At 68.4% G+C, this 24,654-nt stretch carries 18 protein-coding genes; 7 read left to right on the top strand and 11 right to left on the bottom strand.

The window, feature by feature from the left end; genetic code table 11:
- Positions 1-9 precede the first annotated feature (9 nt).
- Genes KXJ60_RS14270 through KXJ60_RS14260 form a run of 3 tightly spaced genes read right to left on the bottom strand, consistent with a single transcriptional unit; the run spans position 10 to position 3,519 of the window.
- Positions 10-1,251: a DNA polymerase IV gene (locus KXJ60_RS14270; protein ID WP_291129140.1), complete on the bottom strand. Its 1,242-nt coding sequence runs from the start codon at positions 1,249-1,251 to the stop codon at positions 10-12.
- Between the two features lie 25 nt (positions 1,252-1,276).
- On the bottom strand, positions 1,277-2,428 hold the full coding sequence (locus KXJ60_RS14265; protein ID WP_291129138.1) for a HupE/UreJ family protein: 1,152 nt from the start codon (positions 2,426-2,428) through the stop codon (positions 1,277-1,279).
- Positions 2,425-3,519: a tetratricopeptide repeat protein gene (locus tag KXJ60_RS14260; RefSeq protein ID WP_291129137.1), complete on the bottom strand. Its 1,095-nt coding sequence runs from the start codon at positions 3,517-3,519 to the stop codon at positions 2,425-2,427. The genes KXJ60_RS14265 and KXJ60_RS14260 overlap by 4 nt, the downstream gene beginning before the upstream one ends.
- Positions 3,520-3,766: 247 nt before the next feature.
- Between KXJ60_RS14260 and KXJ60_RS14255 the strand changes: the two genes are divergently transcribed.
- From KXJ60_RS14255 to KXJ60_RS14240, 4 genes are all read left to right on the top strand, one after another.
- Positions 3,767-3,919 carry a hypothetical protein gene (locus KXJ60_RS14255; RefSeq protein WP_291129134.1) on the top strand — a complete coding sequence of 51 codons (153 nt, stop codon included), beginning with the start codon at positions 3,767-3,769 and terminating at the stop codon, positions 3,917-3,919.
- A gap of 166 nt (positions 3,920-4,085) precedes the next feature.
- The gene (locus tag KXJ60_RS14250; RefSeq protein ID WP_291129132.1) at positions 4,086-5,681 is read left to right on the top strand and encodes a DUF4331 domain-containing protein; all 1,596 of its coding nucleotides are present in this window, start codon (positions 4,086-4,088) and stop codon (positions 5,679-5,681) included.
- A gap of 28 nt (positions 5,682-5,709) precedes the next feature.
- Positions 5,710-5,961 (top strand): hypothetical protein, encoded by a 252-nt coding sequence (locus tag KXJ60_RS14245; protein ID WP_291129129.1) that lies wholly within the window; start codon positions 5,710-5,712, stop codon positions 5,959-5,961.
- 64 nt (positions 5,962-6,025) lie between these two features.
- Positions 6,026-6,847 (top strand): DUF4198 domain-containing protein, encoded by an 822-nt coding sequence (locus tag KXJ60_RS14240; protein WP_291129126.1) that lies wholly within the window; start codon positions 6,026-6,028, stop codon positions 6,845-6,847.
- A gap of 10 nt (positions 6,848-6,857) precedes the next feature.
- Here KXJ60_RS14240 and KXJ60_RS14235 read toward each other — a convergent pair whose 3' ends face one another.
- A complete protein-coding gene (locus tag KXJ60_RS14235) occupies positions 6,858-8,009 on the bottom strand; it encodes an alpha-hydroxy acid oxidase (protein ID WP_291129125.1) in 1,152 nt (383 codons plus the stop codon).
- Positions 8,010-8,206: 197 nt separating this feature from the next.
- Between KXJ60_RS14235 and KXJ60_RS14230 the strand changes: the two genes are divergently transcribed.
- Positions 8,207-8,530, top strand: coding sequence for a DUF4124 domain-containing protein (locus KXJ60_RS14230; protein WP_291129123.1), 324 nt, complete (start codon positions 8,207-8,209; stop codon positions 8,528-8,530).
- A gap of 17 nt (positions 8,531-8,547) precedes the next feature.
- Here the strand turns inward: KXJ60_RS14230 and KXJ60_RS14225 are convergent, their stop codons facing one another.
- From KXJ60_RS14225 to argH, 7 genes are all read right to left on the bottom strand, one after another.
- Positions 8,548-9,540 (bottom strand): tripartite tricarboxylate transporter substrate binding protein, encoded by a 993-nt coding sequence (locus KXJ60_RS14225; protein WP_291129121.1) that lies wholly within the window; start codon positions 9,538-9,540, stop codon positions 8,548-8,550.
- 30 nt (positions 9,541-9,570) lie between these two features.
- Positions 9,571-10,725 carry a mandelate racemase/muconate lactonizing enzyme family protein gene (locus tag KXJ60_RS14220; protein WP_291129120.1) on the bottom strand — a complete coding sequence of 385 codons (1,155 nt, stop codon included), beginning with the start codon at positions 10,723-10,725 and terminating at the stop codon, positions 9,571-9,573.
- A 127-nt stretch (positions 10,726-10,852) separates the two neighbouring features.
- Positions 10,853-11,740: a LysR substrate-binding domain-containing protein gene (locus KXJ60_RS14215; protein WP_291129118.1), complete on the bottom strand. Its 888-nt coding sequence runs from the start codon at positions 11,738-11,740 to the stop codon at positions 10,853-10,855.
- Complete coding sequence (gene pbpC, locus KXJ60_RS14210; RefSeq protein ID WP_291129439.1) at positions 11,724-13,859, bottom strand: penicillin-binding protein 1C; 2,136 nt, start codon at positions 13,857-13,859, stop codon at positions 11,724-11,726. The genes KXJ60_RS14215 and pbpC overlap by 17 nt, the downstream gene beginning before the upstream one ends.
- Positions 13,860-13,900: 41 nt before the next feature.
- Positions 13,901-19,852: an MG2 domain-containing protein gene (locus tag KXJ60_RS14205; RefSeq protein WP_291129115.1), complete on the bottom strand. Its 5,952-nt coding sequence runs from the start codon at positions 19,850-19,852 to the stop codon at positions 13,901-13,903.
- Positions 19,853-19,929: 77 nt separating this feature from the next.
- Positions 19,930-21,024, bottom strand: a complete 1,095-nt coding sequence (locus KXJ60_RS14200) for an HDOD domain-containing protein (protein ID WP_291129112.1) — start codon at positions 21,022-21,024, stop codon at positions 19,930-19,932.
- A 93-nt stretch (positions 21,025-21,117) separates the two neighbouring features.
- Positions 21,118-22,569: an argininosuccinate lyase gene (gene argH, locus KXJ60_RS14195; protein WP_291129110.1), complete on the bottom strand. Its 1,452-nt coding sequence runs from the start codon at positions 22,567-22,569 to the stop codon at positions 21,118-21,120.
- Between the two features lie 145 nt (positions 22,570-22,714).
- On the opposite strand from argH, the gene KXJ60_RS14190 reads away from it, so the two are divergent.
- The gene (locus KXJ60_RS14190; RefSeq protein WP_291129107.1) at positions 22,715-23,776 is read left to right on the top strand and encodes a histidine kinase; all 1,062 of its coding nucleotides are present in this window, start codon (positions 22,715-22,717) and stop codon (positions 23,774-23,776) included.
- A gap of 41 nt (positions 23,777-23,817) precedes the next feature.
- Positions 23,818-24,558, top strand: coding sequence for a LytTR family DNA-binding domain-containing protein (locus tag KXJ60_RS14185; RefSeq protein ID WP_291129104.1), 741 nt, complete (start codon positions 23,818-23,820; stop codon positions 24,556-24,558).
- The last annotated feature ends 96 nt before the right edge of the window (positions 24,559-24,654 follow it).

Here is a 24,654-nt window from a genome sequence, read left to right as displayed (position 1 = left end):
GTGCAAGCGTCAGAACAGCTGCGCGAGGTCGGGCGCCGGCTCGGGCGCGGGCGGCACCTCGCCCACCTTGGCCAGCGAGCCCACGCGCACGCCGAGCAGCCGGATGCGCCGCGTCAGGTCCACGCGCTTGAGGCACAGGCCGGCATGGCGGCGGATGCTGGCCGCGTCGCTGGTGAAGTGGTCGATGGTGCTGTCGCGCGTGACGATCTGGAAGTTGTCGTAGCGCAGTTTCACGCCGATCGTCTTGCCCACGTAGCCCTTGCGCTGCAGGTCGTCGGCCACCTGTTCGCACAGGCGGGTGAAGATGGCGCCGAGCTCGGTGCGGTCTCGGCTGGCGAGCAGGTCGCGGTCAAAGGTGGTTTCGCGGCTCATGCTCACCGGCTCGCTTTCGGTCTGCACGGGGCGCTCGTCGCGGCCCCAGGCCACCTCGTGCAGCCAGGCGCCGTAGCTCTTGCCGAAATGCTCGACCAGCCAGGCGCGCTCGCGCTGCGCCAGCTCGCCTATGGTGTGGATGCCGTGGCCCTGCAGCTTGGCGTCGGCCTTGGGGCCCACGCCGTTGATCTTGCGGCACGGCAGCGGCCAGATGAGCGCCTCCAGGTCTTCGGTGTGGACCACGCTGATGCCGTTGGGCTTCTTGAACTCGCTGGCCATTTTGGCGATGAGCTTGTTGGGCGCCACGCCCAGCGAACAGGTGAGACCCGTGGCCTGGAAGATGCTCTTCTGGATCAGCCGCGCCAGCACGCGACCGCCTTCACGCTGGCCACCGGGCACGTCGGTGAAGTCGATGTAGACCTCGTCCACGCCGCGGTCTTCCATCACCGGCGCGATCTCGCGGATGGTGCTCTTGAACAGGCGCGAGATACGGCGCACCTCGTCGAAGTCCACCGGCAGCAAGATGGCTTGCGGGCACAGCTTGGCCGCCTTCATGAGCCCCATGGCCGAGCCCACGCCGAACTGGCGTGCGGCGTAGGTGGCGGTGGTGGCCACGCCGCGTCCCACATACGTTTCCAGGCGTGGAAAAAATTCCACGGGAATGCGCGAGAGGTCATCGCCGGTCCACTCGCGCTCGGGGTAGGCCTCGCGCAGGCGCGCAAACATGTCGTCTTCGCGCCGGCGCCCTCCGCCAATGACCACCGGCAGGCCCTTGAGCTGCGGGTAGCGCAGCAGCTCGACCGACGCAAAGAACGCGTCCATGTCGAGGTGCGCAATGCGCCGCAGGAGAGGGGGGGAGCCGGTCACGCCGGTGAGCATAGCGGGGACGCCACCAGCCGCAGCGTCAGAAGCCCATGCGCTCCACCAGCCACACCGTGCCGATCACGGCAATGGCCAGCGAGCCACCGACCACCACCACCCACCGGTAGAAGCGCGTGTGACGCAACAGCCAGGCCAGCGGCAGGAAGGTCAGCACGATGGCCAGCTGCCCGATCTCCACACCCACGTTGAAGCCACCGAGCGCCAGCGCCAGCTGCTGGCCGGGCAACGACAGGTCGAGCAGCACATTGGCGAACCCAAAGCCGTGGATGAGGCCAAAGACGAACGCCAGTCGCCAGCGCTTGAGTGAAAACCACCCCAGCAGGTTGTTGAGCGCGGCCAGGACGACCGAGAGCGCAATCACCGATTCGATGATGGCCACCGGGGGCGTGAGCCAGCCCAGGATGGACGACACCAGCGTGATCGAGTGCGCCACGGTGAAGGCCGTCACCACCGCCAGCACATCGACCAACGCTGTGCGAAAACCCGCCACAGCAGGCCATTGCGTGACGCGCTGGCGAGATGGCACCAGCGGTGCAAGCACGAGCAGGCTGAGCAGGAACAGGATGTGGTCGATGCCGATCCATATGTGCCACACGCCTTCCACGACATAGCGCCCGAAGACCGACCAGCCTGAAGCTTCCTCGGTGAAGAGCGGTGCCTCGGGCCGATCCGGGCTGAGGATGGCGCTGCTCTGCGAGTCCGGCAGGTCCACCTTGAGCAGGCCGCGGTGCAGGTTGTCCTGGTCGAACATGAGGCCGTAGGCCACGGTGAGCGCACGGCTGGCCACGTCCTGTGCGTTGGGGCAGGCGACGCGCCACTCGGCGCTGAGATAGAAACCGTCTGAATGCGGACTGGCCATCACGTCCAAGGGTTCAAGCTCGCAGGCTGCTGACGCCCCGCGCACCGTGATGCCTTGCTGCATCCAGGCTTTGAGCTCGTTCAGGCGTGCTGCCGTTTCGCCCCAGCTCACCTTGCCATCGCGGTCGGTGTCGAGGTCGAAAACGAGGTCGACATCGCGCAGGTTGATGTCGGTGCGCAGCACGAGGTCGTCGCCCCGCTGCGACAGCGTCAGGTAGGCGTTGCTGCTGGAGTGGGCGAAGGCGGTGCCCGCCAGCGACGCCAGCAGGGCGAGCAAGGTCAGGCGCCTGACCAGGCGTGTAAGAAGGTCGTTCATCGCGATGTGCCCAGCCGGGTTTGCAGTTCGGTGGCGAGTGCCTTCAACACGGGGTCGGTGTAGCCGGTGGCCGTCATCCACGTGAGCACGGGCTCGGCCAGTTTGGGCTGTTGCGCCTTGAGCGCGGCCTGAACCAGCAACACGGCGTCGGCCGGCTCGTTCTGGGTGCTCCAGTTGTCGGCGGCGAGCTTGAGGCCTTGCGCGTTGTCGCGCCCGTAGGTGATGAGGTAGACCATGGTCGGCCGTTCAATCAGGCTCTCACCGCGCAGGGCCTGGTTGTTCATCCGGTTCTCGAACTGCTCGGCCAGCCGCTGGGTCTGGCCATCGTTCAAGCCGCGACTCGCCAGCAGCGACTGGACCAGCAAGGCGTCGGTGGGCGATGGCGCTTCGGCGAGCCGCCGCGCCTTTGAAAACTGCGACTGCTGGTTCAGCAGTTCGACCAGGGTGAGCCGGATCAGGTGCGAGCTGGGCCGCGCCTGCAGGTGCTTCTCCCATACCGCGATGGCCTGTTCGTATTGCCCCGCCACGCGGTAGGCCTCGCCCTGGTGGTACCGCAGCCAGTCCTGCGTGTAGGGGCCTTGGTAGTCGGGCAGGTCAACCAGACGGTTGAACAGCGGGATGGCTTGCTGTGGCTGGCCGGTGCGGTAGAGCAGCGTGGCTGCACAGGCCTGCCCTTCATCGCTGCCAAAGCGCTGGGCGATGGCGGCGCAGTCGGCGCGCGCGGCCTCCATGCGGGAGGTGAGCAGCTGCAGCGAGAAGCGCCACGACCAGTATTCCGACTGGGTGGGGTCCAGCTCGATCGCCGCGCCGAGATCGTCAATGCCGCCCTTGAAATCGTGAAAACCCTGCTTCACCAGCGCGCGAAGAAAGTGCGCGTCAGCGGGCAATGTCGTGGCACTCCACCACGGCTGCAACGCGGCTTTTGCCGCGCCGTACCAACGCAGGTCGCCTTCCGTCAAACCCAGCAGGAACACCGCTCTCGCATAGCGCAGCGCCACGGGCATGTCGTTGCGGTTCTGGCGCCAGGCCTGCTCCAGCTCGCGCAGGGATCTGGCTTGAGGGTTCTGGGCATGGACCGATGCGGGCAACACGATCGCATCGTTTGAAGGCACCAGTCTTGGCTGTGCCCAGGCGCTCGACGTGAGGCCTGCTACAAGCAACAACAGGCCGTTGCAACAGGGTTTCCACCTGAATCCACCCAATACCCGATGCCGTTTCATGGGAACACACTTTGTAAGGTTCTGGCGCATTGAACTCGATATCCTTGCCAACGGCAGCAGTGGGCGATTCCTCATTGTGTGCCAGTGTCAATAGACAACTCAACCGCAAAGGTAATCTATGAAAACGCTCCTCTCCGCAATGATCGCTGCATTCATGATGGCTTCGGTTCCTGCGTTTGCTGCCAGCCATGCGGGCGGCAAAATGGACGACAAGAAGATGGATTGCATGAAAGACGAAAACAAGACCAAGGACGAGTGCAAGAAGAAGTGACCGGCTTCGCGCCGCACGAAAAGAGCCCGCGTCTGCGGGCTTTTTTTTGTCCTCTCGCTGGCCTGCCCTCGCTGGTCCAAGGGGTATTGGACTGGATTGAATCCAGTGTGAACGGGTGCACGTAGTGGTGGAGCAGATTGCTGCAACCACAACCCAGGAGCACCCCATGAAGATGAAACCCGCATCCATCGCCAGAGGATGTTTGTTGATGGCCGTCGCCGGCGCGGCGCTGGCCTCGAGTCACCGTGAAGCCCCGTTCATTGCCACCGTGCCCAAAGTCGACGGTACCGACTTCTACATGTTTCGCAGCTACGAAGGCGTGAATGCCGCAGGCACCGGCGGGCGCTCCGAGTACGTGACGATGATCGCGAACTACCAGCCGCTGCAAGGCCCCTACGGCGGCCCGAACTATTTCTCGATGGACCCCAACGCGCTGTACGAAATCCATATCGACAACAACGGCGATGCGCGCGAGGACATCACCTTCCAGTTCCGCTTCAACAACCGCCTCAACAGCGCAGCGCTGCCCATCGGCACGCAGAACGTCCAGATTCCGCTGATCCAGGCCGGCCCCGTGTCGGCCATCAACGACCCCAACCTCAATCTCAACGAAACCTACAGCCTGACCGTGGTGCGCGGTGATCGACGCCGGGGTGTGGCCCAGACGGTGGCGACCTCGCTGCCCAAGCCGGTGGACTACATCGGCCAGAAAACGCTGGGTGACGCAGCCGCCTACAAAGCCTACGCCGACCGGCACATCAACACCGTGAACATTCCTGGCTGTGCCATGCCCGCCAAGGTGTTCGTGGGCCAGCGTCAGGAAGGTTTTGCCGTCAACCTCGGGCGCATCTTTGACCTGGTCAATGCCCCAGCCGCGCTGCTCCTCAACCCCGCGGCCATCGATGCCGAGGGCGCCAACGGCAACCACTACATCCAGCGGCAGAACGTGACTTCGCTGGCGCTGGAAGTGCACCGCAGCTGCCTGACCACAGGCGGTGATCCCGTGATCGGTGGCTGGACCACCGCCAGCCTGCGCCAGGCGCGCCTGCTCAACGGCGCTCCTCCCTCGGGTCACCAGGCCAGCGAAAGGGCCGGTGGTGCGTGGACCCAGGTCTCGCGCCTGGGCAATCCGCTGGTCAATGAAGTGGTGATCGGCCTGGGCGACAAAGACAAGTTCAACGCCTCGGCACCCAGGGACGACGGCCAGTTCCTCTCTTACGTGACGAACCCGACCTTGCCTGCGCTGCTCGGCCTCGTGCTCGCGGGCAACGCCACCGCGCTGGCGCCCACCAACCTGCCGCGCACCGACCTGGCCACCACCTTCCTGACCGGCATCACCGGCGTGAACAAACCCGTGAACACCACGCCTTCCGAAATGCTGCGCCTGAACACCGCTGTGCCACCGGTGCCGTTTGCCAACCAGAACCGTCTGGGTGTGGCCGGCAACGCGCTCAACACCGACCCCAACAAGGTCAACGACAACGCTGGCTTTCCCAACGGCCGGCGCCCGAAGGACGATGTTGTCGACATCGCGCTCGTGGCCATGGTCGGCGGTTTGTGCGTGATCAACGGCGACAACAACGCGCTGGGCCTCAACAGCGTGCCGGGTGTGCCGTCGCTCAACTCGGCGTGCCGCGCTTCGAGCGTGCCGCTGGGGGCAACGTCGGCGAACATCCACGACGCCGTGGACCAGGCGGTCGTGCCCTTCCAGGACGCGTTCCCGTACCTGAACACGCCGAATCCGGGCGCGTCGAACCTGTGATGTCCTCTCCATCCACCAAGGACACACCATGAGACACGAACTTGCCAAATGTGCGATGGCTGCCGCCGTCGTGGTCGCGGCGCTGGCGGGCTGTGGCGGAGGCGGCGGTGATGCCTCTTCAACGGCCCAGCCCCAGCAACCATCGGGCCCGGCGCCTTTCATGGGCGCCACGGTGCAATCGTTGCTGGACTACATGAACCAGTTGATCGCACAGACCGACGAAACCAGCGAGCCGCAGCCGCTGGCCGATCGGCCGCTGCCAGTCGACGACGCGGTCTGACCCCCGCGCTCCTTTCAACTGTCCAGGGACGGACCGGCACCTGGGGTGCCGGTCCGTTGTGCGCATGAACAAATGGCTGCTTCTCTTCTCCCTGTGGCTGGGCGCTTCCGCCCAGGCCCATGAGTTCTGGATGGCACCGGACCGCTTCGCCTTGCCCGTGCGCAGCGAGGTTGCGCTGGCCCTTCGGGTGGGTGAGCACTTCAGCGGCGACCCGGTCGGTTTCGGACGACCCATCACCGAAGCGCTGCGCTGGGTCAGCCGGTCGGGCACGGTCGACCTCACCGCGCAATTGCCCGATCAACTCAACCAGGACCGCATTTCATTGGCCTTCGAGCGACCCGGCACCCAGATGATCGTGCTCGACACCAGGCCCTTCACCGTCACGCTGGCGGCCGACACCTTCAACGCCTACCTGCGAGAAGAAGGGCTCGATCGTGTAGTGGCGCTGCGCGAAGCCGCGGCGCGCCAGGCCGAGCCCGGGCGTGAGCGCTACCGCCGGCACGTCAAGACCTTGCTGAACGTGGGAGGCCTCAGCGACGCGAGCCACGCCGTGCGCACCGGCCAGACGCTGGAGATCGTGCCGCTGTCCGACCCTGCGGGCGTGAAGCCGGGCGGCACGCTGTCGCTGCAGGTGCTGTTTGATGGCCAGCCGCTGCAGGGGGCGTTGGTGAAGCTGTGGAACCACAGCGGCACTCAGCTCAATGTGCTGCGCACCCGCACCGATGCGCAGGGGCACAGCACCACGGTGTTGCCGTGGTCCGGCGTGTGGATGGCCAGCGTGGTGCACATGGTGCCCGCCACCGATCAGGCGGGCTGGGACTGGGACAGCCACTGGGGCAACCTGACCTTCGAGCTGCCAGCCCCGCGGCGCAAGACGCCCCGGTAACCGTCAGCGCTCAGGTCGGGAACGTACCCGGCAGCAGGATCGACTTGTCCACGTTCTCGATCTGCGTATGGCCGCAGAAGGCCATGGTGAGGTCGAGCTCCTTGTGCAGGATCTCCAGGCACTTGGTCACGCCGGCTTCGCCCATGGCGCCCAGGCCGTACAGCATGGGCCGGCCGATGTAGACACCGCGTGCGCCGAGCGCGCGGGCCTTGAGCACGTCCTGTCCGCTGCGGATGCCGCCGTCCATGTGCACCTCGATCTGGCTGCCCACCGCGTCCACGATGGCCGGCAGCGCCTCGATGCTGCTTTGTGCCCCGTCGAGCTGGCGCCCCCCGTGGTTGCTAACGATCAGCGCGTCCGCACCCGAGGCCACGCCCAGCTTCGCGTCTTCCACGTCCTGGATGCCCTTGAGGATCAGCTTGCCACCCCAGCGCTTCTTGATCCACTCCACGTCGCCCCAGTTGAGCGCCGGGTCGAACTGCTTGGCGGTCCATTCGCTGAGGCTGCCCATGTTTTCCACACCGGTCACGTGGCCCACGATGTTGCCGAACTGGCGGCGCGGCGTGCCCAGCATGCCCATGGCCCAGCGCGGCTTGCTGGCGATGTTGATGAGGTTGGCCAGCGTCATCTTGGGCGGCGCGGAGAGGCCGTTCTTCAAATCCTTGTGGCGCTGGCCAATGATCTGCAGGTCCAGCGTGAGCACGAGCGCACCGCAGCGTGCGGCCTTGGCGCGGTCGATCAGGCGTTCGATGAAACCGCGGTCGCGCATCACATACAGCTGGAACCAGAAGCCTTCACCCGCGTGCTGCGCCACGTCTTCAATCGAGCAGATGCTCATGGTCGAGAGCGTGAAGGGAATGCCGAACTTCCTGGCCGCGCGCGCGGCCAGGATTTCGCCGTCGGCGTGCTGCATGCCGGTGAGGCCCGTGGGCGCGATCGCCACCGGCATGGCCACGGGCTGGCCGATCATGGTGCTGCGCGTGCTGCGGTTTTCCATGTTCACCGCCACGCGCTGGCGCAGCTTGATCTTCTGGAAGTCCTCGTTGTTCGCGCGGTAGGTGCCCTCGGTCCAGGAGCCGCTGTCGGCGTAGTCGTAGAACATGCGCGGCACGCGCTTCTGGGCGAGCACGCGCAGGTCTTCGACGTTGGTGATGACGGTCATGTCCGGGGTCTCCGTTGTGTGTAGGGTGAAGGCGTTGCCGCGCGGGGGGCTGGCCCGGCGTGGCACGGATGTTAGCGGCGCGTCCCTGAAATGGCTTGTGAAAGCGGGACAGCGCGGTTTGAAATTTTTGCTGCGGTGCACAGCGGGCTGGCCGGTGGCTGGCGGAACTGCGGGGGCGCTGGCAAACTCCCAGCACCATGAAACTGCACAAAGCGCCTTTCGCACTGGCCCTGACCTGGGTCCTGGCGTTGCCGGGCGTGGCCTCGGCGGCCGAGATGTACCGCTGGGTGGACGACTTCGGCCAGCTGGTGTACGGCACCGAGGTGCCGCCGCACCTGCGCTCGCGCGCGGTGCCGGCCAATGCGCCGCTGCCACCGGGCACCACCGCCTGCCAGGCGCGCTGGCACCGTTACCTGGCCAGCGCGGCTTGTTTCGACCAGTACCGCGTGGTGCGTGGCGGCCTCAAGCCCGAGGCTTTCCAGCGCTGCACCGAAGTGCCCCAGCCCGAACCCTGCTCCTGAAGCCGGCGCGGCGGCGCTCACTGCGCGGTGATGCCCTGCTCGCGGATCACCTTGCCCCACTCGGCCGATTCCCTGACGATGTCGGCGGCCAGCGGACCCGCTGGCATGTAGGCCGGCACCGCGCCCTGCTGCGCAGACACCTGAGCGATGTCGGGCGCGTCCATCACGGTGCGCAGGGCGTCGCTGAGTTTGTCCACGATGGGCGCGGGCGTGCCGGTGGGGGCCAGCACATACAGGCGCGGCACAGCCGAGAAACCGGGCAGCGCGTCGGACAGCGGCGCGATGTCTTCGGCCCCCGCCAGCTTCACCGGGTTCATCACCGCCAGGGCGCGCAGCTTGCCTGCACGCGCCTGCGCAATGGCCGAGGTGGCGCTCACCACCCCGATGGGCACCTGCCCGCTCATGACATCGGGCACGATCTGTGAGGCGCCGCGGTACGGGATGTGCACCACGAAACTGCGCGCCTTGGCCTTGAGCATCTCGAAGCCCAGGTGGTGCACCGTGCCCACGCCGGAGGTGGCGTATGAAAAGCGGCCAGGTTGGTCGCGCAGCAGCTTGACGAACTCGGCCGGCGTCTTCGCGGGCACATCGTTGTTCACCACGATCACCAGCGGCAGCGTGAACACGCCGGCCACCGGCGTGAAGCTCTTGATGGGGTCGAAGCTCATGCGCGGCTGCAGGTGCTGCGCGATCAGCAGCGAGCTGTCGCCCAGCATCAGCGTGTACCCATCGGGCGCGGCGCGGGCCACGGTGTCGCCCGCGATCAGGCCGGCCGCGCCGGTGCGGTTCTCCACCACCACCTGCTGGCCCAGCACGGCCGAGAGACGCGGCGCGAGCAGCCGCGCCATGGCATCCACCCCGCCACCGGCGGAGTAGCCCACCACCAGGCGCACGGGCTTGGTGGGCCAGGCCTGCGCCCAGGCGCCGGTGCTCGCCGTGGCGGTGGCAGCGATCGCCAGCAGCAGCGCTGCGCGGCGGCTCATTGAGGGGGAACGGGTTTTGCGTTGCATGTTTGTCTCCTTCTTTTTTGTGGGGGTGCGTCAGGCCTTGCCTGCGCCGCGCGATCCGGGGCGCCGGGCGAGTTCGGCCAGCCGCCCGGGGTTGGGCGCGAAGCCCAGGCCCGGTGTGTCAGGCAGACGCAGCACGCCGCGCTCGGGCTTGGGCAGGTCGTCAAAGACGAGTTCGCAGCATTGCACGGCCACCGAGTGGTATTCCACCAGCGAGCCGTTGGCCAGGCCGGCGTGCAGGTGCATGTTGTGGTGCGGCCAGGCGCCGCCGTTGGCAAAGCGCGTGTTGAACGCGGCGGCCATGCCGGCAATGCGCCCGCACTGGGTGAAGCCACCGGTGATGCAGGCGTTGGGCTGCACCACGTCCACCGCCTGGGCCACCAGCAGGTCGCGAAAGCGCGAGGCCAGGCCTTCGTTCTGCCCGGCGGCCAGCGGGATACGCGTCTTGCCGCGCAGCTTCACCAGGTTGGGAATGTCGTTCTGCGACACCGGCTCTTCGAAGAAGCTGATGTCGCAGGCCTCGACCCGCTGGGCCAGCCACAGCGCGTGGAAGTAGTCGAGGCTGCAGTTGGCGTCGATGTAGATCTGCACGTCGGGCCCGACCGCTTCGCGCACGGCGCGGATGCGCTGCACATCTTCGGCGATCACCTGGTCGAGCGGGCGCGGCTCGTCGCGGCGCTGCAGCGCGTGGTGGCCGACCGTCATCTTCAGGCGCGTGAAGCCGCGCGCCACCCAGTCTTGCGCGGCGGCGGCGATTTCGTCGCGGTCGAAGAAGGCGAAGCCGAACGTGGCGTACACCGGCACCTCGGCACGCGCGCCGCCGAGCAGGCGCCAGCAAGGTTCGCCGAGCGCCTGGCCCTTGATGTCCCACAGCGCGAGGTCGATGGCGGCGATGGCGTGGCTGGCGTAGCCCGACTGCCCGCGCGGCGTGAGCAGCCAGTACAGCCGCTCCCAGATCTGTTCGTGGCGCATCGGGTCCAGGCCCACCAGGTGGTGCGCGGCGATGTCGTTGACGATGCTGCCGATCACCTCTTCTTCGGTGATGGCGGTCATGCCGGTGCCCACCAGGCCGGTATCGGTTTCGATCTGGACGATGCACACCGACAGGCTGGTGCTCTTGGTGCCGTTGGCCATGGGCACGGTCACAGGCAGGTTCAGCGGCGTGGCGCTGACGCGAACGATCTTCATGCGGTCTCCTGCGCTGCGGGGGTGGCAGCGCTTGTGTTTGTGGGGTCTGGGCGCAGTGTAGGAACCGCGCTGCGTGCTCCGCAATGGCGTGCGGCAAACGCCGCTTTCGCCAAACGCGAAAGCCAGGTCAGTTCGTGAGCGCGCGGATCAGCGTGAGCGCGGCGGGGGCCGGTGGTGCGTCGGTGCGCGTGGCGATGTGGTGGGTGCGCTGCGCCCACGCGTCGGAGAGCGGCACCGCGCTCAGCGGCAGGTGCGCCAGCTGCGGGGCCACCGCTTCGAGCGGCAGCACGCCCACGCCCAGGCCAGCGGCCACCATGCGGCAGACCGCATCGAAGCCGCGCATGCGCATGCGCACGTTCAGCGCGCGGCCCGCGTCTGCTGCCGAGGCCAGCAGGCGGTTGGACAGCGCGGTGCCGTCGGTGAGCGTGATGAAGGGTTCGTCCAGCGCGTCGGCCAGGCGCAGCCGGCGCCGGCTCGCCAGCCGGTGCGTGCGCGGCGTGAGCAGCACCAGCGTGTCGGTGAAGAAAGGCGTGAACGTGAGCCCGGCGGGCGGCACCGGGAGGTCGACCACGCCGAAGTCGGCCCGCCCCTCGATGAGCGCCAGCGGAATCTCCGGGCTGCCGCGCTCTTCGAGGTCGATGCGGATCAGCGGGTGTGCCTTCATGAATTGTTCGAGCCGCTGCGGCAGCACTTCGAGCAGGGCCGAGGTGTTGGCCAGCACGCGCACATGGCCTTGCAGGCCTTCGCTGTAGCCGCGCAGGTGCTGCGCGAGGCGGTCGGCGTCGGTCAGCAGCGCGCGGCTGCGCTGCACCAGCATCTGGCCGGCGGGCGTGAGCTGCACCCCGCGCGACGAGCGCTCGAACACCCGAAAGCCGAGCGACTCTTCCAGCGCCGTGATGCGCGCGCTGGCGGCGGCCACGGCGAGCTGCAGGCGCTCGCTGGCCGCGCTGATGGAGCCGAGGTCGGCCGCGGCGATCACCACGCGCAGGGTGCTCAGGTCAATGGTTTCTTGCATGCTCTTTCACTCCGGCCCCGCGCACTTCAAACCGCACTTCATCCAGCACGCGGCCGCGCGCGTCGGTGAGCTGCATCACATGGCGGCCCGGCCACGGCAGCCATTGCACCTGGGTGCCCTGTGCGAGGGGCTTGCCGTCGAGGCGCCAGCGGCCACCGGCGCCGCTGGCGGTGAAGGTCAGGCGCTGGCGCTGGGGCGGGATGTCGGGGTCCAGCGCCACGATGGTGCCGTTGGCCGGCGAGCGAATGTGCAGGGCGGCGCCGGCTCGCGGCGTGGAGGCCCGTTCGGGCGAGTCCACCGCGAAGCGGGCCTGCTCGGTGCCGGCGATGAACCACTCGGTGCGCGCGGCCTCCAGTGGCGGTTGACTGGTGCTGGCCGCGCTCTCGAACGATGCGCTGGCGTGCACCAGCCCGGCAGGCGCGCGCGGTGCGCGGCTGGGGGTGGTGCTGTGAAGGTGCTGCATGACGGCCGCCCACACGGGCGCCGCGCCGCTGGTGCCGCTGACGTCCCACATCGGCGCGCCGCTGGCGTTGCCCACCCACACACCCACCGTGTAGCGCTCGGACCAGCCCACGGCCCAGTTGTCGCGCATGTCCTTGCTGGTGCCGGTCTTCACGGCGCTCCAGAAGCGCGTGGCGAGCAGGCTGTCGCTGCCGAAGGTGCGGGCGCGTGCCTGGGTGTCGCTCAGGATGTCGCCCACGATGAAGGCCGCGCGCGGGTCGATGGCCGGCCTGGCCTGCGGCGCGGCGCCCACCGCGCCGTAGCGCCCGCCGTTGGCCAGCGTGCGAAAGGCGTTCGTGAGCGAGAGCAGGGGCACTTCGGCGCTGCCCAGCGCGAGGCTGTAGCCGTAGTAGCCGGCGGGCTCCTGCAGGGGCAGGCCGATGGCGCCCAGCTGCTGGTGAAAGGCATCGGGCGAGACCATGACCAGCGTGCGCACGGCCGGCACGTTGAGCGAAGAAGCCAGCGCGGTGCGCGCCGACACCCAGCCCTTGAAGCGGCGGTCGTAGTTCTGCGGAATGTAGAGGCCGCTGGCGGTGGGAATCGCGGCCGGCGAATCCTCCAGCAGCGAGGCCGCCGTCATGCGCCGCTCGGCGATGGCCTGCGCGTACAGAAAGGGCTTGAGCGTGGAGCCGGGCTGGCGCAGGGCGGTCACGCCGTCTACTTCCGGCGCGGCACTCATGTCGCCCGATGAACCCACCCAGGCCAGCACCTCGCCGCTGGCGTTGTCGAGCACGAGCAGCGCGCCGTCCTGCACGTGGCGGCCCTGCAGTTCGCGCAGGTGGCGCTGCAGCGTGTGCACGGCAAAGCGCTGCAGCGGCGCCGAGAGCGTGGAGCGCAGCGGGCGCGCGCCGCCCTGCGCGGGCTCGTTGGCCAGCAGGCGGCGCGCGTAGTGCGGGGCCATGCCTTCGCTGGCGGCAAAGTCGCGCTGGCTCAGCGCGCTGGTGGCGAAGAGCTGCAGCGATGCGCAGTCGGCCGGCGTGCCGGGCTGCATGAGCTGCAGCACACCGCAGGCGCGCTGGGCGACCTGGCGCGGGCTGGCGTTTGGACCGCGCACCAGCGCTGCAGCCAACGCCGCCTCGCGTTCGTCCAGGCCGTGCGCGGCCTTGCCAAACAGCGTGCGCGAGAGCGCGTCGATGCCGATGAGCTCGCCCCGAAACGGCACGAGGTTGAGGTAGGCCTCCAGGATCTGGTCTTTGCGCCAGCGCCGCTCCAGGCTTTGCGCGGCCACCGCCTGCCCGAGCTTTTGCGGCAGGCGGCGCCCGCCCGCGCCACGCTGCAGGTCGCCATCGGGCTCATCGAGCAGGGCGGCGAGCTGCATGGTGATGGTGGAGGCGCCGCGCGTGCGCGTGTTCCACAGGTTGCCCCAGGCGGCGGCCGAGACGGCGCGCCAGTCCACGCCGCTGTGTTCAAAGAAGCGCTTGTCTTCGCTCCACACCATGGCGGTGCGCAGCGCGGGCGATACATCGGCCAGGGCGATCCATTCACCGCGGCGCGCCTGGTGGTCCACACGCAGGCGCTGCAGCAGTTCGCCGTGGCGGTCGAGCACGCGCACCTCGGACGAGCGCCAGCCGGCGCGCACTTCGTTGAAGGCCGGCAGGGCCTGCGCGGCGTGGGCCATGCCCAGGCCCAGCACACACGCCGCGAGCGCTCGCCGCAGCGTCACCGCGCGGCCTCCACCTTCACGCGGGCGTTGGGCAGGGCGCCAAACATTTCGGGGGCGTACATGGCTTCCACGCGGCTGGGTGGCAAGGCGAACTCGCCCACGTTGTTCAGGCGCACGGTGTATTCCATGCGGATCACGCCTTTGGGCACGTATTCGTAATAGCTGCGGTAGGCCTCGAAGCTGCGTTCCTCGAAGGCGGGCCAGGCGTTGCCCGTGGTGCCGCGCTGGCCCGCGGTGGCGATCTGGGAGTCGCGGCCCAGGCCGCCACCCAGAATGGTCGCACCGCCCGGTATGGGGTCGGTCACCACGACCCAGGTCATGTCGGCCGACGCGTTGACCTCCAGCGCCACACGCCACACATCGCCACGCGTGTGCACGCCGGGCACCGCCTGCTCCACCGGGGTGATGGTCTTCTTGAGCGTGTAGCCCGCGCTCAGCGGCGCCTGCAGCGGCACAGCGGCGATGGACTGCAGCGTGAGCCAGGGCTTGCCCGCGCCCTGGTGGATCACGCCCAGCGCGCCCTTGCCGCCGTTGGCAGGCCACGGCAGAAAGCCGGTGTTGTTCTTCAGCTGGCCCGGCGCAGCGGGCGCGCCGAAGCCGGTCGTCTGGTGCGCCGCGCCCGTGGCGTCGCTGGCCTTGGCCCGCTCCACCTTCGCCCAGTCGACGGCTGCCTTGCCGCTGCCCAGGGTGGCGCGTGTGATGCCGGCCACCGCCACGGCTTCGAACCTGGCTGAGAACTTCTCCAGCGCCAGACCGCCCCACAGGTTGGCCGTGGTGGTGTGCCAGGCGCCGTTCTGCTGGCGGCCCATGAAGCCGTTGGCCAGGCGGCCCATGTCGGCCTGCCAGGCCGGGTCGTCCATCACGGTGAGCATCAGGCGCGCGGTGTTGACGTCGCCGTTGGCCATGAGCCACCACCAGTAGTCGTCCTGCTCGGTGCTGAACATCACCTTGGTGCCCTGGAAGCTCAGGCGTGCGCGCAGCACCTGCATGGCCTCGGCCAAGCGTTGCTCGCGCTGCGGCACATCGGTGACCCGCTGCAGGATGTTGACCCAGTCGATCACCGCGCTGGTGGGCCACTGGTTGGGGGCAATGGTCACGCTGCCCAGCATGCGCCCGCGCGCCTTGCCGTAGCGCGACAGCGCTTCGATGGCGGCGAGCTTGCGCGCGTCCAGGTCTTTGCGCGGGCTCCAGAAGTCGCGCGCAATGCGGCCTTCCACAAAGGCGATCAGCCCGCGCTCCATCGGCGCGCGCACGTCATCGGGCAGGGCGAAGGCCGGGTCGATGCCCGCGGCTTCGTGCGTGGCCGCGAGCAGGTAGGCGGTGAGCGTGTCGCTGCCCCGGTTGCCATCGCCTTCGCGCGGCGGGAAGTAGCTGGCCAGGCCATCGGCGTCGAGGTAGGTGGGCAGCTGAGACACCACGCCCTGCCAGAGACGGGCATCGCGCAGGCCCACGGCCTTGCTGGTTTTCTGCTCCAGGCACACAAAGGGGTAGTTGGCAAACCAGTCGCGCACGCCGGGCAGGCCTTCGGCCAATTTGGGTTGCAGCGCCAGCTTCAGGCCACCGCGCCCGGGCAGCGCGCTGGCGGGCGCGCTCACGTCCAGGCTGAACGGCCCATCGAGTTGCACCAGCGTGGCCTGCTGCACCGACAGCGGCACGGCGGGCACGATGCGTTGGCGCAGCTTCAGGGCGTCCTTTGCACCACCCAGCGTGTCCCGCGCCTCCACCTCCCACAGGATGGCTTCGGCCCGGGTGAGCGCGAGTTGCGCGGGCGCTGTCACGGTCCAGGCCACCTCGCGCGCTTCACCGGCGGGAATGTCCACCGTTTGCGGCGCGAGTTCGAGCAGGGTGGCGCGCGGTGTCACCGCCACCTTCATGGCCTTGGCGGTGGTGTTGCGCAGCGTGAGCTGGGCGCGGAACTGGTCGTCCTCGCGCACCAGCGGCGGCAGGCCGCTGATGATCTGCAGGTCTTGCGTGGCGCGCACGCTGGCCTGTCCGGTGCCAAACAAACCGATGCCCATGTCGGCCACGGCGACGATCTGGAAGGTGGTGAGCGCGTCGTTCAGCGGCACGGTCACCACGGCCTGGCCCTTCGCGTCCAGTGTGATCTTCGGGTTCCACAGCAGCAGGGTGTCGAGCAGCTCGCGCGTGCCGCTCTTGCCGCCACCGCCGCCCGCAGGCACCGCCTTGCGGCCGTAGTGCCGCCGGCCAATGATTTCCATTTGCGCGGTCGACGTTTCCACGCCCCAGGCGCGCGGCTGCAGCATGGCCTCCAGCAGGTTCCAGCTGCGGTTGGGCATGAGCTCCAGCAGGGCCTGGTCGACCGCGGCGAGCGCCACTTCAGCCCCTGCCGCGGGCTGGCCGTTGGGCAGCTTCGCGGAAATCGTGACCTGCGCCTTGCCGCGCACCGGGTAGCTCGCCTGGTCGGTCGTCACGCGCACATCGAGCTGGTGGGCCTGCGTGCCCACGCGGATCTCGGCCACACCCAGCCGGAAGGCCGGCTTGCTCAGGTCCACCAGCGCGGTGGGGGCCACGTACTCGCGGCCTTCGACCCAGAACGAAGTCCACCACTCGCGCGGCGCCTTGTAGCCCCAGGTGAAGAACGAATACCACGGCACCTCGCGCAGGCGCCCGCGCAAGGCCAGCACGCTCACGTACACATTCGGCCCCCAGCCCTCCTGGATCTTGAGCCGCACGGTCGGGTCCTGCCCGTTGAGCTGCACCACCTGCGTGTCCAGGATGCCTTCGCGCTCCACCGTCAGCAAGGCCGTGGCAAAGCGAAACGGCATGCGCACCTGGAACTGCGCGGTTTCGCCGGGCTGGTAGCTTTTCTTCTCGGGCAGCAGGTCGATGCGGTCGTGGTTCTCGCCGCCAAACCAGAGCTCGCCCTGGCGCGTGACGTACACCGAGCTGGCGGCCTGAATGCCTCGGCCATCGGCGTCGCGCGCGGTGACCACCAACTCCACCTCCCCGGGCTGGCCCAGCTGCGCCTCGCACAGCAGCAGGCCGCGCGCATCGCTCTTGCCGCTGCACACAACGCCCAGCTCTTTCACCTGCTTCTGGTTGTCGTAGGTGTAGAAGCCGCCCACCATGCGCTTGCGGCTGGTGGTGGTGATGTGCGCAAACGCCGTGACGCTCAGCGACACGTTGGACGCGGGCTTGCCGGCCAGGTCCAGCGCCAGCGCCTGAAAGCGGATCTTCTGGCTGGCCGACACCCAGCCCTCGGTCTTGATGCCCGTCACCACGCTGGCGGGCCACACGGTGGAGACGCTGCGCAAGGTTTGCACCTCGCCATTCGGGTCGGCGTAGCTGGCCTCGAGCAGCAGCTCTTGCGGCCTTGGCGCGGCGGGGACGTTCTCGATGGTGACGGCACCCGCGCCATTGCGGTCGAGCGTCACGGGCAGCTTGTCGGCAATGACCCGCTGGTCCTCGGAGGCCGTGGTCTCTTCCTCGCCTTCATCGCTGGTGGGTGCGCCGTCCAGCGAGGGCGCGCGCGGCGGCTGGAAGCTGAAGCCTTCAAAGTCGCGAAAGCCCAGCGCCTTGTCGCGCACCAGGGCCGACACGCGCACCGGCAGGTTGGCCGCACCGCCGCCCGACACGTAGTTGACCTGCAGCTGCGTGGGCACGCTCTTGACGTTGACCAGCGCCTTGGGCTCCTGCGGCGCGATGCGACCTTCGAGCACCGGGAGCCGGAATTCCTCCACCCGGAACTCGCCGCTGCTGTACTGGCGCTGGCGTTCGTCGGCACTGCGCAGCGTTACTTCGTAGAGGCCCAGCTTGGCACCGCCGGGCACGGCAAAGCTGCTCTGCGCGCTCTGGCCACCCGTGGCCGTCTTGCGCCAGGCCACGGGCTGTGTGAACTGTTGGCCGCTGCCGGTGTGCGTGACCACCAGCGTGTCGGGCAACACCTCGGGCAGGCCGAAACCCTGGCTGGTTTCGGTGCGGATCAGGTGCTTCATCGACACCGTTTCGCCCGCGCGCACCAGCGTGCGGTCAAACACCGTGTGGGCGCGTGCATCGGGCCGCGCTTCGCGGCTGGTGGGCAGGTTGAAGCGCCAGGGCTCGATGCCCCGGTTCCAGTCGCTCCAGGTGAAGGCCATGTCTTCCGTGGCACCGTCCTTGTACCGCGCGCTCACGAAATAGGCCGCCGTGCCGTCACCCCCGTCGCGGCAGCGCGGCGCTTCGGGCGGCACGCCTTTGAAGTTCACCACGCCCTGCGCGTTGGTGGTGCCGGTGGCCACTTCCTTGCCGCTGCAGTCGGACACGCGAACGCTGGCGCCGGCGGCCGGTTTGCCCTTGTCCAGCGTCGTCACCCAGGCCAGCGCGTTCTCGCGACCGAGTTTGAAGTGCACACCCAGGTTGGTCACCAGCGCCGAGGTGCGCACGTACATCGTGCGCTGGTTGCCGTAGCGCGCGTCCAGCAGCGCGTCCCCCAGCGCGGGCGATGCGATTTCGAGCACATGAAAGCCGGGCGTGAGCGGAATGCCGACCACCTCGAACGGCCGGGGGTCGTTGCCGGCCGGGCGCGGCAGGTCCAGCGCTTTCACGCCCGGCTGGCCCTTGAGCAGCGACACCGCGCGCGACTCGATCCAGCGCTTGTCCTGGTCGGGCAGCACGCGGGGCAGTGGCCCCACGCCGTCGGCCTGGGCCTGCTGGCGCTGCACGTGGAAGCCGTGGTAGCGCTGCACCTTGCGGAACCACGCAATGATCTGCCCGTCCGTGCGCGGTTGCAGGTCGCTCACCTGGCCGGCGGCCAGTCCCTGCACCTGCAGCACCGCCTCCACGTTGCGCAGCGTCACCGGCAGCAGCGGCGTGCCGCCCGGTTCGGCCAACCGCTCGACGATGCCAAAAGGCGCCGCCGCGAATTTGGCGAGCGGTGGCATCGCGCCGGTGGACACCTTCAGCGGAAAGCTGTCGGCATTGACGGGTGTGCGGCCCGCCGCGTCCTGGAACGCGCGCGGCAGTTCCACCGCGTATGCGGTCTGCTCGGCAAACGGGGGCTTGAACGTGACTTCGTTGACCACGCTGTCGCCGTCGGGGCTGTCTTCGTCGAACACCGGCTTGTGCGTCTGCTGGGCCGAGCTCAGGCGCAATCCCTCGGCCACCTTGCGTGGCACGGGGGCGCTGAAGTTCAGCGTCATGGGCCGGATCGGCAGGCAGGCCGCCTGCGCGTTCTCGCGCTCGCAGCTGAAGTTCACGGTCAGCGCCTCGCGCACCTGAAAGCCCAGGCGCCGCTCCACCGTGCTGGCCACACCCGAGGGCGTGGCCACGCCTTTGCCGATCACCAGGGCGACCTTGGCGTCGGGCGTGAAACGGCGGTTGCAGGCCAGCGTGGCATAGCGCAGAGGCTCCTGTGCCGCAGCCTTGTCCCAGCCGTTGGCCTTGAGCAGCGCGGCGCGGTCCTGGCCTTCAATCAGGCGGATCGCCACCCGCTCGCCCAGACCCTCCACCGCGCACCACACGCTGGCCTGCAGGCTGGCGGGGGTGGCCGAGCCATTGAACCGCAGCACGAAGTACTGCTCTTCGTCGATGCGCGAGGACGTGCCCGGGCGCACCTGCTGCACGAAGGGCCCACCGGTGTTGAACGCAAAGCGGCCGGTGGCCAGCTCGGCGCCCTTGGGCGACTTGAAGCCGCTCTTGACCTGCACCGCGCAGCGCACGCCGGGCGGCAAATCGTTTTCGAATTCGAACGCCCATTCGCGGTCGCTGGTCCAGCGGCCGTTGCCCCGGGTGGCCTGCGCGTCGCTGCAGCTCAGCGTCACGGGCGCGGCGGCCTGGGCATCGCCAAAGGCCACGGCGCTCTCGTTGAACTTCACCACGAGCTGCCGGACCTGGGCCACCTCGCCCTGGGGCGACACGTTCGTGACCTGCAGTGCGGAAGCCGGGAGGGCAAGCGCCAACAGCGCGGCGGCAACAAGGTGGGACAGAACGGTCTTCAAGGCTTCCTCCATGGCAGACGCCAAGGGTAGCGGAAAGACCACGGTTGCCCCAGTGTGGCGCCCCACTTTGGGGCGGGACGGAGTTCGGGTCAGGCGGGAGTGCGAGGTGCCAGCAGTTGCCGCACCGATCGGCGCAGCTCGGGCGCTTGCAGCGCAATGTCCAGCCCGGCGAGCGCAGGGTGCGCCAGCGCCATGCGAAGCGGCTGCATGTCGGGCGATTCGTCTTCGGCCACGAGGTAGCCGTCGAGTGACGCTAGCTGGCCCAGCGCCAGGCGCTCGCCGAGTCGGGCGCACAGCGCGGCCAGAGCCAGCCGGGGCGATGGCTCGGCCGTGCCGGCGGGCAATGGCACCACCTGAAGGCGGCCGGCGTCGCGCACGGTGTCCACCAGGGCGCTGGGCAGGCCCCAGTGGGTCATGAGCAGGTGGCCCACTTCAGCGGCGCTCAGGCCAAGCAGGTCTTGCTCAAGCCGCGCGCGTGCCTCGGGCTCGCGCTGCAGCCATGCCGGCAGACCGGTGGGTGGGATCAGCGAGGCGGTGGCCAGCGACCCGACAAACCCCAGCACCACGGGCGTGTTCAACGGGCCGGCCGACGGCAGCCCGGGCATGCGGTCCAGCCGCACTGCGAGTTCGCTGGCGAGCGCCGAAGCGTTCCACAAGGTGTGGAAGGTCTTTCGCACACCCGCCAGGCGGCTGGGAAACGACGCCGCCAGCATGTGCTGCAGACACAGCCCGCGCACGCTGGCCGCGCCCAGGTACGTCACGGCCTGGCCGATGTCGTTGACGGGGGATTGCAGTCCATACATCGGGCTGTTGATCGACGCGAGCACGCGCGCGGCCACCAGGGGCTCACCGCCGACCAGCTCGCGCAGTTCGGCGGTGCTTGCGCGCGCCATGAATTCGGGCTCCAGGAGGCGCTGAAGCGCATGCGGAGGGCGCGGGATGTTGCGGATGCCCGCCAGCAGCCGGGTGCGCCGGTCTTCATCGAGTTGGTCGGTGGTGCGCCAAACCAGGTCGGTTCGCACAGCAGTGGAGGGACGGAGCAGTGGCTGCGGTTGCGCCAGTGGCGCGGTGGGGCACGGTGTGGTCTGCGGCTGAATGGGTATCGCCACCGGGCGAGCCCAGCGCCAAAGGGCGGCCAGGGCCAGCGACGCCAGTGCCAGGGAGCAGATGAGCCATTGGGACATGGGGAGCCTCCGCGCAGGGACAGGCACCACCACGATAGGCAGAACCTGTCGGCTCTATCGGCCCGGCGCGGGCATTACTTGAGCCCGGTGGACTCAGCCGAGGCGCGCACGGTGCCGGGCGATTTGCGTGCGCACCTGCGCGGGTGCGGTGCCGCCCAGTGTGTTGCGCGCTTCCAGGCTGCCGCGCAGGCTCAGGCACTCGTACACGTCTTTTTCAATCGACGGGTTGAAGCCCTGCAACACGGCCAGCGGCAGCTCGGAGAGGTCGCAGTTGTGCGACACGGCGGCTTTCACCGCGTGCGCCACGGTTTCGTGCGCATCGCGGAAGGGCAGGCCCTTCTTCACCAGGTAGTCGGCCAGGTCGGTGGCGGTGGCGTAGCCTTTTTTGGCCGCCTCTTCCATGGCCACGGCGTTCACCGTGATGCCGCCTTCCTTGGCGCCCGTGGCGGGGTTGGGCTGGCCGCCCACCATTTCGCCAAAGATGCGCAGCGTGTCCTTCAAGGTGTCCACGGTGTCAAACAGGGGTTCCTTGTCTTCCTGGTTGTCCTTGTTGTAGGCCAGGGGCTGGCCCTTCATGAGCGTGATCAGGCCCATGAGGTGGCCGACCACGCGGCCGGTCTTGCCGCGCGCGAGTTCGGGCACGTCGGGGTTTTTCTTCTGCGGCATGATCGACGAGCCGGTGGTGAAGCGGTCGGCGATCTTTACGAAGCCGAAGTTCTGGCTCATCCACAGGATCAGCTCTTCAGAGAAGCGGCTCACGTGCACCATGCACAGGCTGGCCGCAGCGGTGAATTCGATGGCGAAGTCGCGGTCGCTCACGCCGTCCAGGCTGTTCTGGCACACCTGCGGTTCGCCGCGCTCGTCCACCATGCCCAGCGTGCGCGCCACGCGCTCGCGGTCCAGCGGGTAGGTGGTGCCGGCCAGCGCGGCCGAGCCCAGCGGCAGGCGGTTGGTGCGGCGGCGCACGTCGGCGAAGCGTTCGGCGTCGCGGCTGAACATCTCCACATAGGCCAGCAGGTGGTGCGCGAAGCTTACGGGCTGCGCCACCTGCAGGTGCGTGAAGCCGGGCAGGATCACGTCCACGTTTTTCTCAGCCACTTCCACCAGCGCGGTCTGCAGTTCGTTGAGCAGCGGCACGATCAGGTCGATTTCGCTGCGCAGCCACAGGCGCACGTCGGTGGCGACCTGGTCGTTGCGGCTGCGGCCGGTGTGCAGGCGCTTGCCGGCGTCGCCCACGAGCTGGGTCAGCCGTGCCTCGATGTTGAGGTGCACGTCTTCCAGGTCGAGCTTCCATTCAAACTCGCTGGACGCGATCTCGGCGCTGATCTGCGCCATGCCGCGCTGGATGGCCTCGTGGTCAGCCGCGCCGATGATGCCCTGGTGCGCCAGCATTTCCGCGTGCGCAAGGCTGCCGGCGATGTCGGCCTGCCACAGGCGTTTGTCGAAAAACACACTGGCGGTGTATCGCTTGACCAACTCGCTCATGGGCTCCGAGAATAGGGCGGACCAGGCTTCGGATTTCTTGTCGAGTTGGTTGGTGGACATGTTGTTGCCAGCGGCTGGATGGGAAATGGAGGGAGCGGAAGTCCGCCAGGGATGGGGCTTGGGGCATGACCCCGGGGCCGGTTGACGGCGCCACAGTGCCCAGTAGAGGCCTCACGGGTTCGACCCGAAAGACGGATAGGTTCCCATGAAAGACTCCAGAATTTTATCGAGCTTCCAGGAGCTGGCGCATGCGGCCGGTGCGCGCCCGATTGCCGAGATGCCCGAGCACCTGCGTGCGCGCGTGCAGGTGTTTGACACCTGCCAGGTCGGCACGGTGCTGCGCGCGGTGCTGTTCGTGCAGGCCATCGTCGCGGTGGCGGCGCTGTTTGGCGCGCACAGCTTCGTGGCCTGGGTGACGCAAATGGCCATCTACACCGGGGCGGCCCTGCCGGCGGTGCTGGCCTGGCTGCTCTGCGTCTGCGGGCTCAAGCGCCAGCTGGGTTTGCTGCCGATTCCCGGCCAGTGGGCGGCGGCCATCGCCTTTGGCGCGCTCGCCGGCCTGTATGGCTGCGGCCTGCTGGTCTGGATGGGCCTGGCCGACCCCTCGCCGTGGCTGGCCAGTGCGGCTTCGGGCGCGCTGGTGTCGGCGGTGCTGGTGGCCGCGCTCATGTGGCGCTCCAAAGCCCGCGGCCCGGCCGGTGCCACGGCGCGTCTTGCCGAGCTGCAGGCGCGCATTCGCCCGCACTTTCTGTTCAACACGCTCAACAGCGCCATCGCGCTGGTGCGCGAAGAACCCGCCAAGGCCGAGAACTTGCTTGAAGACCTGAGCGAGCTGTTTCGGCACGCGCTGGCCGACCCCAAGGAAGCGGTGCCCCTGTGGCAGGAGCTGGAGCTGGCCGAGCACTACCTGGCCATCGAGGGTGTGCGTTTTGGTGAGCGGCTGCGCGTGGAGTGGAGCGTGGACGAGACCGCGTCCAAGGCCAAGTTGCCCCCGCTGATCCTGCAACCGCTGGTGGAGAATGCGGTGAAACACGGTGTGGAGCCCAGTGCCACGGGGGCGGTGGTGCGCATCAGCACCCAGCGCCGGGGCAGCGTGGTGGTGATCAAGGTCACCAACACCGTGCCGGCGGGCAGCGGCAAGCCCGGCAACGGGCTGGCACTCGACAACGTGCGCCAGCGCCTGACGCTGCTGCACGACGTGCAGGGTCGTTTTCAGAGCGCATTGGTGAATGGCGTGTTTCAAGTGAGACTCGAAATACCGGTATAAGCGGGGTTTGAACCGAAACGGATCTGGCAACGGAGCGTGACATGGCACTGAAGGTACTGATCGTTGACGATGAAGCGCTGGCGCGGTCGAGGATGCGCACGCTGTTGGGCGAATGCACCGAGCCACGGGCCGACGTGGTCGGTGAGGCTTCCAATGCCGTGCAGGCGATGGAGCAGATCCAGCGCATGAACTGTGACCTGGTGATGCTCGACATCCACATGCCGGGCGTGGACGGCATTGCACTGGCCAGCACCTTGCGCCAGATGGCGGCACCGCCGGCCATCGTGTTTGTCACCGCGCATGCCGAGCACGCGGTGCATGCGTTTGAGCTGGAGGCCATCGACTACCTCACCAAGCCGGTGCGGCGCGAGCGTTTGCAGCAGGCCTTGCAGAAGGTGGTTCGCCTGCGCAGCGCCGCCGACGGCGCGCAGGAGCCGGGCCTGCCCGAGAGCCTGATCATTCAGGAGCGGGGCCGCAGCGAGCGGGTGGCGCTGGCCGATGTGATCTACCTCAAGGCGGAGCTGAAGTACATCACCGTGCGCACGGCGGACAAGGAACACATCTTCGATGGGGCGCTGAGCGATCTGGAGCAGCGCTACGCCCACCTGTTTGTGCGGGTGCACCGCAACGCGCTGGTGTCGCGCCGCGCGGTGCGTGCGGTGGAGAAGCACAACGATCCGGTCGAGGGCGAGGGCTGGATGGTGCGGCTCGATGGCGTTGACGAGCGCCTGGCGGTTTCCCGTCGTCAACTGGCCGCTGTGCGCGAAGCCTTGATGAGCTGAGCGGTTGCTTCGTTGGCGGGGCGCCGGGCGCCGCCGGCCGGGGTGACCGCCTCCGCGACTGTCCCCCGGGCCGGCTTTGCCGGCCCTCCTCCTTTT

The organism is Hydrogenophaga sp. (assembly GCF_019264445.1).
Classification (GTDB): Bacteria; Pseudomonadota; Gammaproteobacteria; order Burkholderiales; family Burkholderiaceae_C; genus Hydrogenophaga.
Note: the sequence above shows the minus strand (reverse complement) of the source record. Positions and strands in the feature narration are given on the sequence as shown.